The 13,257-nt window shown below is 71.1% G+C and carries 13 protein-coding genes; 5 read left to right on the top strand and 8 right to left on the bottom strand.

The annotated features are described in order from the left end of the window. Window positions 1-183 precede the first annotated feature (183 nt). Window positions 184-1,671, top strand: coding sequence for a glutamate synthase subunit beta (locus ACZ7L5_RS08745; protein WP_471515483.1), 1,488 nt, complete (start codon window positions 184-186; stop codon window positions 1,669-1,671). Between the two features lie 48 nt (window positions 1,672-1,719). Here ACZ7L5_RS08745 and ACZ7L5_RS08740 read toward each other — a convergent pair whose 3' ends face one another. Next, window positions 1,720-2,271, bottom strand: coding sequence for a carboxymuconolactone decarboxylase family protein (locus ACZ7L5_RS08740; RefSeq protein WP_365064979.1), 552 nt, complete (start codon window positions 2,269-2,271; stop codon window positions 1,720-1,722). Window positions 2,272-2,318: 47 nt separating this feature from the next. Between ACZ7L5_RS08740 and pdxR the strand changes: the two genes are divergently transcribed. Further along, window positions 2,319-3,770, top strand: a complete 1,452-nt coding sequence (gene pdxR, locus ACZ7L5_RS08735) for a MocR-like pyridoxine biosynthesis transcription factor PdxR (RefSeq protein WP_471515481.1) — start codon at window positions 2,319-2,321, stop codon at window positions 3,768-3,770. Window positions 3,771-3,876: 106 nt separating this feature from the next. Here the strand turns inward: pdxR and ACZ7L5_RS08730 are convergent, their stop codons facing one another. The 3 genes from ACZ7L5_RS08730 to ACZ7L5_RS08720 all read right to left on the bottom strand — a co-directional run bounded on the left by ACZ7L5_RS08730 (window position 3,877) and on the right by ACZ7L5_RS08720 (window position 5,927). Then, window positions 3,877-4,695: an SAM-dependent methyltransferase gene (locus ACZ7L5_RS08730; protein ID WP_471515479.1), complete on the bottom strand. Its 819-nt coding sequence runs from the start codon at window positions 4,693-4,695 to the stop codon at window positions 3,877-3,879. A 116-nt stretch (window positions 4,696-4,811) separates the two neighbouring features. Then, window positions 4,812-5,066, bottom strand: a complete 255-nt coding sequence (locus tag ACZ7L5_RS08725; RefSeq protein WP_019757219.1) for a DUF397 domain-containing protein — start codon at window positions 5,064-5,066, stop codon at window positions 4,812-4,814. Continuing rightward, a complete protein-coding gene (locus ACZ7L5_RS08720; RefSeq protein WP_328882360.1) occupies window positions 5,067-5,927 on the bottom strand; it encodes a helix-turn-helix domain-containing protein in 861 nt (286 codons plus the stop codon). A 220-nt stretch (window positions 5,928-6,147) separates the two neighbouring features. Between ACZ7L5_RS08720 and ACZ7L5_RS08715 the strand changes: the two genes are divergently transcribed. The 3 genes from ACZ7L5_RS08715 (at window position 6,148) to ACZ7L5_RS08705 (ending at window position 9,458) form a co-directional block, all read left to right on the top strand. Then, window positions 6,148-6,807 (top strand): ATP-binding protein, encoded by a 660-nt coding sequence (locus ACZ7L5_RS08715; protein ID WP_384183135.1) that lies wholly within the window; start codon window positions 6,148-6,150, stop codon window positions 6,805-6,807. Then, window positions 6,798-7,232 carry a hypothetical protein gene (locus ACZ7L5_RS08710; protein WP_363034575.1) on the top strand — a complete coding sequence of 145 codons (435 nt, stop codon included), beginning with the start codon at window positions 6,798-6,800 and terminating at the stop codon, window positions 7,230-7,232. Before ACZ7L5_RS08715 ends, ACZ7L5_RS08710 begins: the two co-directional genes overlap by 10 nt. A 282-nt stretch (window positions 7,233-7,514) precedes the next feature. Further along, entirely contained in the window at window positions 7,515-9,458 is a 1,944-nt protein-coding gene (locus tag ACZ7L5_RS08705; RefSeq protein ID WP_471515477.1) for an ABC transporter ATP-binding protein, read from the top strand. A 69-nt stretch (window positions 9,459-9,527) separates the two neighbouring features. On the opposite strand, the gene ACZ7L5_RS08700 is transcribed toward ACZ7L5_RS08705, so the two are convergent. The 4 genes from ACZ7L5_RS08700 to ACZ7L5_RS08685 all read right to left on the bottom strand — a co-directional run bounded on the left by ACZ7L5_RS08700 (window position 9,528) and on the right by ACZ7L5_RS08685 (window position 13,210). Next, window positions 9,528-9,713 carry a hypothetical protein gene (locus tag ACZ7L5_RS08700; protein WP_328882357.1) on the bottom strand — a complete coding sequence of 62 codons (186 nt, stop codon included), beginning with the start codon at window positions 9,711-9,713 and terminating at the stop codon, window positions 9,528-9,530. A 154-nt stretch (window positions 9,714-9,867) separates the two neighbouring features. Continuing rightward, window positions 9,868-10,557: a DUF899 domain-containing protein gene (locus ACZ7L5_RS08695; protein ID WP_467483052.1), complete on the bottom strand. Its 690-nt coding sequence runs from the start codon at window positions 10,555-10,557 to the stop codon at window positions 9,868-9,870. A gap of 78 nt (window positions 10,558-10,635) precedes the next feature. Continuing rightward, window positions 10,636-11,820: a cytochrome P450 family protein gene (locus ACZ7L5_RS08690; protein WP_471515476.1), complete on the bottom strand. Its 1,185-nt coding sequence runs from the start codon at window positions 11,818-11,820 to the stop codon at window positions 10,636-10,638. A gap of 37 nt (window positions 11,821-11,857) precedes the next feature. Beyond that, complete coding sequence (locus ACZ7L5_RS08685; RefSeq protein ID WP_471515475.1) at window positions 11,858-13,210, bottom strand: amidohydrolase; 1,353 nt, start codon at window positions 13,208-13,210, stop codon at window positions 11,858-11,860. Window positions 13,211-13,257: the final 47 nt, after the last annotated feature.

The raw sequence follows: 13,257 nt of genomic DNA, 5'->3' as shown, positions 1-13,257 counted from the left end.
CCGGCCCGGGAATCCGCGGGGCAGCCCGCGGTGCACCCGCGGGAGGAACCGGGGAGGCAAACGGGGAGAAAGCGCTGTCGGCCACTCTGCGCACGTGGCAGGTGGGACGTATCGTTGCGGGAAGAGTGCCGCCCGATGACGCACGGCTCCAGGACGTCGCACGCGCACACGAGGAAAACGGCCATGGCCGATCCCAAGGGTTTCATGACCACCCCCCGCCAGGACTGGCCGCGCCGGCCCGTGGAGGAGCGGGTCCAGGACTGGGACGAGGTCTACGTCCCCGGGGCGCTGCTGCCCATCATCAGCAAGCAGGCGGACCGTTGCATGGACTGCGGCATCCCCTTCTGCCACGACTCCTGTCCGCTGGGCAATCTGATCCCCGACTGGAACGACCTGGTGTCGCGCGAGGACTGGCGGGCGGCCGCCGACCGGCTGCACGCGACGAACAACTTCCCGGAGTTCACGGGGCGGTTGTGTCCGGCGCCGTGTGAGGCGGGATGTGTGCTGGCGATCAATCAGCCGGCCGTCACCATCAAGAACGTCGAGTGCGCCATCGCCGATCGGGCGTGGGAGGACGGATTCGCGCCGCCGCGCCCGCCGGACCGGTTGTCCGGGCGGACGGTCGCGGTGATCGGGTCCGGGCCCACGGGGCTCGCCGCGGCGCAGCAGCTGACGCGGGCGGGGCACACGGTCGCTGTGTACGAGAAGGACGACCGGATCGGCGGGTTGATGCGGTACGGCATCCCCAGTTTCAAGATGGAGAAGCACCATCTGGAGCGGCGGATCGAGCAGATGCGGGCCGAGGGGACCAAGTTCCGTACGTCGACGGCGGTCGGGCGGGACATCGGCGCGGCCGAGCTGCGGTCGCGTTACGACGCGGTCGTCATCGCCACCGGAGCCACGGCGTGGCGTGAACTGCCCGTTCCAGGGCGCGAGTTGAGCGGTATCCAGCAGGCGATGGAGTATCTGCCGCTGGCCAACCGGGTGTGCGAGGGGGATCTGGAGTCGTCCCCCCTGTCCGCCGCCGGGAAGCATGTCGTCATCGTCGGCGGCGGGGACACGGGGGCGGACTGTCTGGGCACCGCCGTGCGGGACGGTGCCGCGTCCGTCACCCAGCTGGACATCTACGCCCAGCCCGGCGCCGAACGGGACGAGGACGCCGAGCCGTGGCCGACGTATCCGAAGATCTACCGCCTCTCGCCCGCGCACGAGGAGGCCCGCGATCTCGAGACGGCACCGGCGGCGGACGCGGACGTGCGGCTGTTCGCGGCGTCCACGCTCCGCTTCACGGGCGACGCCGACGGGCACGTACGGTCGCTGCACCTGACCGAGGTGGACGCACAGCGCCGCCCGCTGCCGGAGACCGGGCGGACGCTGCCCGCCGACCTGGTGCTGCTCGCCCTCGGCTTCTCCGGGCCCGACCAGGGGGACGGGCTGATCGAGCAGCTGGGGCTGGAGCTGGAGCCTCGCGGCACGCTCACACGCGATGCCGGGTTCGCCACGAACGTCTCCGGCGTGTTCGCCGCGGGGGATGCCGCTCGGGGGCAGTCGCTCATCGTGTGGGCGATCGCCGAAGGGCGGGCGGTGGCGGCGGCCGTCGACCGTTATCTGACGGGGAGTTCGCGCCTGCCCGCGCCGATCTCACCGTACGACCGGCCGATGACGGTGTGACGGGGGCGCTGCCCGCTCCTCCCCCGCCTCCGCCTCCGCCTCTTCCCCCTAGCGCCGCTCGTCCGTCCCCGCCACCTTCCCCGTGGCCAGCGCCACCCTGTTCCACGTGTTGATGGTCAGGATCAGGGCCAGTACGTGGGCCAGCTCCTGGTCGTCGAAGTGTGCCGCGGCCTGGGCGTAGACCTCGTCGGGAACCCCGCCGTCGGCCACCAGGGTCACCGCCTCCGTCAGGGCCAGGGCCGCCTGTTCCTTCTCGGTGTAGAAGTGGCGGGCCTCGCGCCAGACGGCGACCAGGTGCAGCCGGTCCTCGCTCTCGCCGGCCTTGCGGGCGTCATTGGTGTGCATGTGGAGGCAGTAGGCGCAGTGGTTGAGGTGCGAGGCGCGGATCTGGATCAGCTCGACCAGCGCCGGGTCCAGGCCCTCGCGAGCGGCGGCGTCGAAGCCGACTATGGCGCGGAAGACCTTGGGGGCGGACTTCGCGAGGTCCAGACGGGTCCGCGCGGCCTCGGCCGTGGCGATGGCGGAGTCGATGCCGGAGGCGATGTCGATGTCGGAGTCGGTGCCGGAAGTGCCCTGCGTCGCAGTCGTGTTCGTCGTCATGTGCTCCAAGTTACGACTCCGAAAGACCCACTGTAGGGTGCATTTCCATGGCGAGATCGTGGGTCAATTCTGCGGAGCGGATCGGTGCCGACCTGCACCTGGACCTGTCGGAGTCATCCGGGGCGTCCGGGCCCGGCGGGCGGCGGGCCGCGCTGACCCGTGCGCTGCGCGAGGCGGTACGCGAAGGGCGGCTCGCGCCCGGCACGCGGCTGCCGCCGTACCGCTCGCTGGCCGCGGATCTCGGGATCGCCCGCAACACCGTGGCCGACGCGTATGCGGAGCTGGTGGCCGAGGGCTGGCTCACCGCACGGCAGGGCTCGGGGACGCGGGTGGCCGAGCGCGCCGAGCCCCTGTGGCGTGCCGAGCGGGTGCCCCGTAAGGCACCGCCACGCGCGCGTGGCCCTCGGCACGACCTGCGGCAGGGCACGCCGGACGCGTCGGCGTTCCCGCGCGCGGCGTGGCTGGCCTCCTATCGGCGGGCTCTCCAACAGGCGCCCAACGAGATCTTCGGGCCCGGTGATCCCGCCGGACGGATCGAACTGCGGCAGGCGCTGACCGAATACCTGGCACGCGCGCGTGGCGTGCGCACCGAGCCGGGCCGGGTCGTGATCTGCTCCGGCTTCGCGCACGCCCTGCGCCTGCTGTTCTCCCAGGAGGGCGGCGGCGTGCTGCGCGGTCCACTGGCCATGGAGGGTTACGGACTGGGCTTCCACCGGGAGCTGGTCGCCGCCGCGGGCGTACGGACCGTACCGCTGCCCCTCGACGAGGACGGCGCCCTCGTCGACCGGCTGGCGCGCGAGCGGGCCGTGCTGCTCACGCCCGCGCACCAGTTCCCGACCGGCGGCCCGCTGCACCCCGAGCGCCGGGCCGCCGTGATCGACTGGGCACGCGCGCGTGGGGGCGTCGTGCTGGAGGACGACTACGACGGGGAGTTCCGCTACGACCGCAAGCCCGTCGGTGCCGTCCAGGGCCTCGATCCCGAGCGGGTGATCTTCATCGGCTCGGTCAGCAAGAGCCTGTCGCCGGCGGTGCGGCTCGGGTGGATGGTGCTGCCGGAGCGGTTCGTCGGCGACGTCCTCGCGGCCAAGGGCGAGCGCGAGGCGTGGGCGAGCGTCCTCGATCAGCTGAGCCTCGCCGACTTCATCGTCTCCGGGGCGTACGACCGTCACGTACGGCGCATGCGGCAGCGGTACCGGCGCCGCCGCGACCGGCTCGTCTCGGCCCTCGCCGCGCACGCGCCGGACATCGAGGTCACCGGTGTCGCCGCCGGACTCCACGCGGTACTGCGGCTGCCGCCGGGCAGCGAGCGGTCCGTGGTCAAGGCGGCCACCTGGCAGGGCATCGCCCTGGACGGCCTCGCCGAGTTCCGGCACCCGGAGGCGGCGGAGCCCGACATGCCGGTCCGTGACGGCATCGTCGTCGGATACGCGACGCCATCGGAACACGCGTACGGAGCGGCGCTGGAGGCGCTGTGCGGGGTGCTGCCGCCGGGGCGGTAGCGGAGGCCGGCCGGGGGACCCCGCGGCACCGGAATCCCGCCTGCGGAGGAGCCGTCCGATCCGAACCTGCAAGGAACCTGTAAGGAACCTCTGAGCACGCCGGCCGCTACGGCTTGCGGCCCACCGCCCCGTACCCGGGAATGACCCCGTCGTCCTGCCCGGGGACCGGCTCACCCAGTTCGGGGTGCCACTGGTGCGGCACCTCGACGCCGGGCTCGACGAGTTCGAGGCCGTCGAAGAAGCGCGCGAACTCCTCGCGGGAGCGCAGGGCCAGTGTGACGCCGGCCGCCTTGAGCTTCTCGGTCGCCGCCTTCGACTCCTCGGGAGTGAAGTCGGCGGTCGCGTGCGTGACCACCAGGTAACTGCCGGAAGGGAGTTCGGACAGCAGCCGGCCGACCAGTTCGTGCGCGCCGTCCTCGTCGGAGACGAAGTGCAGCAGCGCGACGAGGGAAAGGGCCACCGGACGGCTGAAGTCCAGTATCTTCCGGGCGCCTTCGAGGACGGCGTCCGGGTTGCGCACATCGGCCTGCAGATACTCGGTGGCGCCCTCGTCCGCGCCGCGCAGCAGGGCCGCCGCGTGGGCCAGCACGATGGGGTCGTTGTCGCAGTAGACGACGCGTGCGTCAGGGGCGATTCCCTGAGCGATCTGGTGGAGGTTCGGCTCGGTCGGGATTCCGGTGCCGACGTCCAGGAACTGGCGTACGCCGTTCTTGGCGAGCCAGCGGGTGGTGCGGTGCATGAACGCGCGGTTGACGCGCGCCATCACCGGGACGCGCGGGTCGAGGGCGAGCATCTGCTGCCCCATGGCCTCGTCGACCGGGTAGTTGTCCTTGCCGCCGAGGTACCAGTCGTACATCCGCGCGGGATGCGGCTTGCTGGTGTCGATCTCGACGAAACGGTTCCGCCCGGTCATGACGAACTCCATAAGGGTCTGCAGCAGTCGGTGGCTGTCAACTCAGTGACTCTCAACGCACTGACTGTCAACTCAGTGGCTGTCAACTCAGGACCAAAATAAGGGAATTGGCTGAAAAAAGAGACCGCTCACGACAGGAGGAAGTCCGCCTCCCCGGCCTTGGCGCCCTCGATGAACGCCGTCATCTCGTCCGTGGTGTAGATCAGCGCCGGCCCGTCCGGGTCGGTCGACTGCCGGACGGCGATACGGCCGTCGGCGAGCTTCATCGCCTCCAGGCAGTTACCTCCGTTGCCGCCGCTCCACGGCTTGTGCCAGCCTTCGCTGCCCAAGTCCCGCGCGGGCATGCCGTTGTAGACGCGTATGCGCGGCTTGATGCGATCCATTCACAGCTCCTTGCGGAGATCCCGGAGGATCTCCTTCGTGCGATGTGCCGTAGCGGCCTGCGCCGCCATGCGGTCCATGACCTCGAGGTGGGTCGCCACCTCGGTGCGCGCGTCGAGGTAGACGGCGCCGGTCAGGTACTCGCTGTAGACCATGTCCGGCAGTTCTGACATGGCAAATCGGAACAGCACGAAGGGCCCGTACGTGCCGGGGTGCGGCCCGTTCGCGAACGGGGCCACCTGCAGCGTCACGTTGGGCAGCCTCGTGGCCTGGAGCAGCCGGTCGATCTGGGCACGCATCACCTCCGGGCCGCCGACCTGGCGGCGCAGCACGGTCTCGTCCATCACGACCCACAGCCGCGGCGCGTCCTCACGGGTGAGCAGTTGCTGGCGTTGCATACGCAGCGCGACATGGCGCTCTATGTCGTCGGGGCTGGTCTGGCCGATGGCGCCCGACTTCAGCACGCCGCGCGCGTAGTCCTCGGTCTGCAACAGGCCGGGCACGAAGTGGGGTTCGTAGGACCGGATGAGCGCGGCGGCGCCCTCCAGGCTGACGTACATCGAGAACCAGCCGGGCAGGATGTCGTGGAAGCGCTGCCACCAGCCGGGCTTGTTGGCGTCCTCGGCCAGTTGTACGAAGGCGTCGGCCTCGTCGTCGGAGATGCCGTAGGCCTTCAGGAGCAGTTGGAGATACGGGATTTTGAGCGAGACCTCGGCCATCTCCATACGGCGGACGGTCGCTGGAGCGACCCGGAGCACCCGGGCTGCCTCCTCGCGCTTGAGCCCGGCGCGTTCGCGCAGGTCGAGCAGGCGGCGGCCGAGGACGACCTGGCCGACCGTAGGTGCGGACCGCGGCTCGCTCACGCTCCACCTCCACGTATGAATCCCGACAGGTCGATTGAATCCTGACAGGCCGACGGCGCCATTCGAAGACCCATTCGAAGATCCCGGTGGACCTTCGGTGATCTCAACTGGCGCCGTTCGACATGCTGTTGCGAGCAGTGTGCCACGGCCTTCCAGAGAGTCACACAGCACTCTGCATTTTCCAGAGTGACACTTGCCAAGTGTTCACGCCGGGGAGATAGTGGCAAGCGTGATTCCGTCCCCGCCCTTAGGAACAGACGCCACCGTGGTCCCCCACGACCTCGGTGCCGCCCCGACAGTGGGACCCCAGCGGGGCACCGCCGCCGAGCGCCGGTTCCGTTTCGAACTGGCCGCGCATCCGGGTTCTCCCGCGCAGGCCAGACGCCTGACGAGGGCGCGGCTGAACGGCTGGGCGGTGTGCGAAGACACCTGCGACACGGCGGCTCTCGTCGTGTCGGAACTGGTCACCAACGCGATCGTGCACACCGCCAGCGAGCACATAGTGTGCGAGCTGCGCGACGGCGCCGACCTGGTGCGCATAGCCGTGCGCGACGAAGGATGCGCGCCGGGTGAGCCGCATCCCCTGTCGGCGCGCCCCGAGGAGGAGCACGGGAGGGGACTGCTTCTCATAGACGCCCTCAGCCAGGCCTGGGGGGCGGGCGAGGACGGGTCCGGGCTGGTGGTCTGGGCCGATCTGCCGAGGGTCGCCGGGTTTCAGGACGCCTCTCGCGGAGACACCGGGCCGTACAACGACGGACCGTACAACGACCTCGGATGGAAGTCCCGGCCCAAGCCGGGTCCCTCCGGCGGCTCGGGCGACGAGGACGACGACGAAACACAGGCGCGGTACGGCAGGGGAACGGGGTCCGCATGGCTGTGAGGGGCGCGTCCGGCGGCGGTCAGGTCCTGAGCCTGGACACGCTGGTCCGCCTCCGCCGCGACATGCCGACGAGGGGGGCGCCTCGACGGCTGCCGGTCCCCGACGGGATGACGGCGCCGCTGGGCTTCGACGCGGTGGCGGTGCCCGCCCGCTACGGGCCTCTGATCATGCCTCGGCTGCCTCGGGTCGGCTGTGTCTACGCCGATGAGTCGCACTGGTGGTGGATCGTGCCGTCCGACTCCGACTACGCGCTGGAGTGGCCGGCGTCCGTGCGGTACCTGACGGGCGCGGTCGCCCTGGACACGCCTCGACTGATCCACCGGCCCGACGGGACCGTGCCCTATACGCCGCCGATTCCGCTGTATCTGGCGTTGTGCAGGGTTACGGGGACCACGCCTACGTGGCAACGACAGATCTCCGCGTGAGACTCCGCCGGTTGGGCGGGGTCCTTAGGCGCTGTGAGTGACGGGGCGGCGCCCGCTGTCGTCCCGTACCAGGGCTGTCGTCCCGTACCAGGGCACTGCCGCCCCCTGGACCCCCGCTTCGGCCCTGCGGGCCTCGTCCTCAAACGCCGGACGGGCTTGAATCACCCGTCCTCACCGCGTACGCCCGCGTGCACCCCCTGCCCTCACTCACGCCCTCCCCCGAACTCGCCCGCCCCGCCATAGTGGCCCTCCGTCGCGAGGGCGGTCGGGGGAGGGTGGACGGTGGGGAAGAAACGCGCTGCTGGTGGGCCCGAGGTGTCCGAGTCGGAGCAGCTGCTCTTCGGGGGGCCGTTGCGGTACGACATGGGGTGGAACCGGCATCGGGACGCCTTTCTGGAGCTGAACTTCCGGGCGATGGTGACGCGGCTGCCGTCCCTGCTGTCGTCGAGTTTCCGGCTCGCGTGGCAGGCCGACCGGCGGGCCGCGCGAACCGTGCTGGTGGCCGAGGTGGGGCGCGGCCTTGCACAGGCGGTCGGGCTGCTTGCCGTGAACAGTGTGCTGGGGCGGCTGATCGGGGGCGGGGCCCTGGAGGAGCGGTTACGGGGTGCCGTTCCCGCGCTGGTCATCATGGCCGCCGTGATGGTGGTCTCGACGCTGCTGCGGGCCGCGTCGATCTACGCCACCGGACGCCTGGAGCCCAAGGTGGAGCGGGTGGCGACCGAGCTGTATCTGGAGCGGGCGGCGGCCGTGGAGCTCGCCGCGATCGAGGACCACGCGTTCCACAAGCTGCTGGACACCGCACAGTACGGCGCCGGAGCCGCTCGCCGGATGATCTCGTACAGCACGCGGGTCGTGAACGCGGCCATCTCGCTGATCGCGGCGGCGGGCGTCCTCACCGTGCTGCACCCTGCCCTGCTGCCCCTCCTCGCCACGATGACGCTGCCCAGCGCCTGGAGCGCCCTGACGAACGCCCGGCGCCGCTACGAGTCCTTCCACACCTGGGTGCAGCACTCCCGGGCCGGTCATCTGATCAGCGGGCTGCTGACCGAGCCCGCCGCGGCGCCCGAGATCCGTGTGCACGGGGTCGGGCCGTTCCTCCTGCGCCACTACCGGGCGATGTCGGAGACGGCGGAGGCCGAGCAGGCGCGGCTGGCCAGGCTTGCGGCGCGTACCGGGCTCATCGCGGCGGCGTGGACGGGGCTCGCGACCGTCGCGACGTACGCCACGCTGGGCGGGCTGCTGCTCGCCGGTGCCATGGCGCTGTCCGTGGCGGGTACGGCCGTCATCGCGATCCGCACGGGCTCGTCGAGCCTCGACAGCCTGGTCCTGGAGGTGAACGCGCTCCACGAGGAAGCGCTCTTCGTGGGCGATCTGCAACGGCTGTACGTCGAGGCGGCCGAACGGGCGATTCCGGTCGGTGGCGCCGCGCTGCCCGAGGACCCGCGGGAGGTCCGCTTCGAGAACGTCAGCTTCAGCTACCCGGGTGATTCGGCCCGGCCCGCCCTCGACGACGTCACGCTCGCCCTCCCCCTCGGCCGGATCATCGCGCTGGTCGGCGAGAACGGCTCCGGCAAGACCACCCTGGTCAAGCTGCTGGCCGGGCTCTACACCCCGGACTCCGGCCGCATCCTGTGGGACGACGTCGACGCGGCCGGTGCCGACCGGCACCAACTCGCCGAGCGCATCGCGATGGTGGCCCAGGACTTCAAGCGCTGGCCGTTCACCGCCCGGGTCAACGTCGCCGTCGGCCGTTCCTCCGCGCCCCTCACCGAGGAGCGTCTGACCGCCTCGGTCGCCGAGGCCGGGGCCGGGGACGTGGTGGCCGATCTGCCGCGGGGCCTGGACACGTTGCTGGCCCGTCAGTTCAACGGCGGGCACGAGCTGTCCGGCGGTCAGTGGCAGCGGCTCGGGATCGCCCGGGCCGCCTACCGGCGGGGCCGCATCCTGATCGTGGACGAGCCGACCGCGGCCCTGGACGCACGGGCCGAACTGGAGGTCTTCGAGAAGATCCGCGCCCTGGCCTCCACCGGCCAGACGGTCGTCCTCATCACCCACCGGCTGGCGTCCGTACGCCACGCCGATCTGGTGCATGTCCTCGACCAGGGCAAGCTCGTGGAGTCCGGCACGCCCGACGAGCTACTGGCCACGGGTGGGGTCTACGCGGAGCTGTACTCGCTCCAGGCTGAGCAGTTCACGACGCGGGTGCCCGCGCCGAAGGCGGGCTGACCTCGACGAGGGCCCGGCGCGAAGCCGGGCCGACCCTCATCCGACGCGCCCTCACCTCGCGCGGCGGCGTCACGCGGCGGCGTCGACCACCATGTCACCGCGGACAATCACGAGAAACGCGTCCGTGGCGAGGTCCATGACGACCTCGGCGGGCAGACCTTCCATCCGCCGCGCGTGTGCGAACTCCTCCGCCGGCCACGAACCTCGCGGCCCTCCCGCGGGAAAGCGTTCGAGCACTGTTCGCCCGTTCACCATCCTGCACCTCCCGAAAGCGTCGTACTTGTAGGAGTTAACGCCTGCCGGAGGTGAATCGCCTCGCCCAGTGACGGGACTGAGACGTAGTTGACACTCGTTCACCGCGATGTGTGAGCTTCCGATCACTCTCGATGATCAAACGCTACACCTTGTGTCAGTCCTCGTACTCGTCGTGATATCGGATACGTTCACTGCCCGCAGGCGCTCCGAGAGCCGACGCACGCCCCTTGGGCTCCTCCCACTCCTCCTGCCGGCCCAGCGCGGTGAGGTCCAGGAAGCCGGTGGTCGAGCCCAGCCCGTCGAGACCGCGCTCGTACGTCGAGTACGTGTGGAAGATGCGGTCCCGGTCCCGCAGGAAGCAGCTGACACCGGGCCGTTCCACCAGCTCGCCCTCGTGCTCCAGGGTGACCTCGAAGTCGTGGTTGAAGTCGCTGCCGCAGGACGAGTACCAGGGCACCGTCCAGCCCATCCGCGCCTTGAACGGCAGGATCTTCGTGTACGGCGCCCTCGACACGGCGGCGAAGGTCGTCCCCCGCGCCTTCAGGTGCGCCACATGCCCGATCTGGTCCAGGAATCCGGAGCAGCTGCGGCATCCGGCGTCCCAGTCCGGGGCGAACATGAAGTGGTAGACGACGAGTTGGTGCCGCCCCTCGAAGAGGTCGAGCAGGGTGGCCTTGCCGTCGCCGCCCTCGAAGACGTACTCCTCCTCGATCTCGACCATGGGCAGTCTGCGCCGCTCGGCGTTGAGCGCGTCACGCGCGCGTGTCGCTGCCTTCTCCCTGACCAGCAGTTCCTCGCGCGCCGCGCGCCACTGCTCGCGCGAGACGATCTCCGGAAGCGACATGGGCGCCCCTCCTGTGCAACGGTCCGTCCGGGTGGTGACCGGTGCGCGGGGCGTAACTCATCGCCCGCCCGGAGAATTTCAGGAGATTTTCTCGGAGTACGTCACCGGCAGCGCGAGCAGGCCGCGGGCGCGCAGCGAGCGGCGCCACCTGAGGTCGCCGTCGGCGAGGGCGAGTTCGGGGAACCGTTCCAGGAGGGCGGCCAGGGCGATCTCGGTCTCGGCGCGGGCGAGCGAGGCGCCGAGGCAGTAGTGGATGCCGTGTCCGAGCGCGAGGTGACCGGAGGCGTCGCGGCCGAGGTCGAGGCGGTCGGGGTCGGGGAAGCGGGCGGGGTCGCGGTCGGCGGCGGAGAGGGAGAGCAGGACGGTTTCCCCGGCGGGGACGGTCACGCCGCCGATGGTCACGTCCTCGGTCGGGAAGCGCCGGATGGCGAGGAGGGCGGGGCCGTCGTAGCGCGCGAACTCCTCGACCGCGAGGGGGATGCGGGACGGGTCGGCGCGCAGGGCTGCAAGCTGCTCGGGGTGGTCGAGCAGGGCGAGCACGGCGTTGCCGATGAGCTGCACGGTGTTCTCGTACCCGGCGAACAGGATGAGGAAGGCGAGGGACATCAGCTCGTCCTCGCTCAGCCGGTCGCCGTCGGTGTCGCGGACCGCGATGAGGTCGGAGAGCAGGTCGTCGGCGGGTTCCGTGCGCTTGTCGGCGAGGAGCCGGGTGAAGAACCCGAGCATCGCCACGACGGCCTCCTTGGCGGCCTGCGGTCGCGCCGGGTCGGGGGCGACGAGGGCGTCGGTCCACTCCCGGAAGTCCCGTCGGTGCTCGTCCGGGACGCCGAGCAGGTCGCAGATGACGGTGATGGGGAGGGGGGCGGCGAAGGAGGCGATCAGGTCGGCGGTGCCGTGCGGGCCGAGGGCGTCGAGGAGCCGGTCGGCGGTGCGCCGTATGGGCGTGCGGAGCTGCTCGACGCGGCGCGGGGTGAAGGCACGGCCGACCAGGCGGCGCATGCGGGTGTGGTCGGGCGGGTCCATGTTGAGGAGGTTGGCGTCGAGGGCGGGAGGGAGAGCGAGGCCCCGGTAACTCCCGGGTGCCGCATGCCTCTTGTCCAGGGACAGCCGTGGGTCGGCGAGGGCCTCGCGGACGTCGTCGTACCGGGTGACGAGCCAGGCGGGACTGCCGTCGGGTCCGGCGATCCGGTGCACCGGGGCTGTGTCGCGCAGGCGCCGGTACACGTCGTACGGGTGATCGAGGAGGCCGTCGGCGAGATCCATGGACCTCAGACTATGCACCTCGCAAACATGTGCCGGCCTAGGTGTCGTACTCCTGGATGCGCCTGCCGTGGCTGCGGTCCAGGAGCGCGGGGATCCGCTCGCCCAACTCCCGTACCACGGCGGGCACATCGATGGTCAGCAGCTCCCGGTCACGCATCAGCACGCGCCCGTCCACGATCGTCGTGCGGACGTCGGAGGAGCGGGCGCTGTGGACGAGCGTGGCGGCGAGGTCGTGGACGGGCTGGGTGTGCGGGCCGGTGAGGTCGACCAGGATGATGTCGGCGCGCCGACCGGGTGCGATGCTGCCGGCCACCTCACCGAGTCCGACGGCGCGGGCGCTCTGGAGCGTGGCGTGGTGCAGGGCTTGACGGGCTGTCAGCCAGCGGGGGTCGCCGGCGGTCGACTTCTGGATGAGGGCGGTGAGGGCCATCGACTCCCATACGTCGAGGGAGTTGTTGGAGGCGGCGCCGTCCGTGGCGAGGCCGACCGGGATGCCGAGCTCGCGCAGGGCACGTACGGGTGTGGTGGTGGGCCAGGCGAACTTGAGGTAGCCGCGCGGGGCGCTGGCGACGGCGACGCGGCCGGAGGCGTTGCGCAGGATCGGCAGGTCGCGGTCGAGGATGCCGGTGCCGTGCGCGATGAGGACGTCGACGTCGAGGAGGCCGGTGCGCCGGAGTACCTCGATGGGCGTGACGCCGTGGCGGGCGAGGCCGGCCTCGGCCTGGTCACGGTTCTCGGAGGCGTGGAGGTGGACGGGGAGGCCGTGCTCACGGGCGAGTTCGGCGGTGGCGGCCAGGTCGGCGTCGTCGACGGTGTAGGGGGCGTGCGGGGCGAGGGTGGTGGTGATACGGCCGCCCGCGCCGCCGCGATGCCGCAGCGCGAACTCCAGTGACCTTTCCCGCCCTTGCGGGCCCTGGGAGGAGAAGTAGGCCTCGCCGAGGTGGGCACGCATCCCGCACTCGTCGACCACGGCGGCGACGGCGTCCATCGCGAAGTAGTGGTCGGCGAAACAGGTGACCCCGCCGCGGATCATCTCGGCGCAGGCGAGCCGCGCCCCCAACTCCACGTCCTTCTCGGTGAGGTTGGACTCGACGGGCCACACGACGTCGTTGAACCACTCCTCGGTGGGCAGGTCCTCGGCGACGCCGCGCAGGGCGACCATGGGGGCGTGGGTGTGGCAGTTGACGAGGCCGGGGAGGGCGACCTGGCCGTGGGCGTCGATGCGCTCGGTCGCGCTCAGCTCCTCGGCCTGGGCGCTGCTGATCACCGCCTCGACGGCCCCGTCCCGTACGACGATCGCGGCGTCCTCGGCGAACCCGATCCCCTCATGATCGTCGTGCGTGAGCACCGTGCACCGGGTGATGATGAGACCGGCGGGAGAAGGCGTCATGCAGTCACCGTACGACGCGGTCGTGCCCCCGGACGGGGTGAACCGCG

Source organism: Streptomyces sp. NPDC107528 (assembly GCF_055639295.1).
This window is presented reverse-complemented; position numbering and strand designations above follow the sequence as displayed.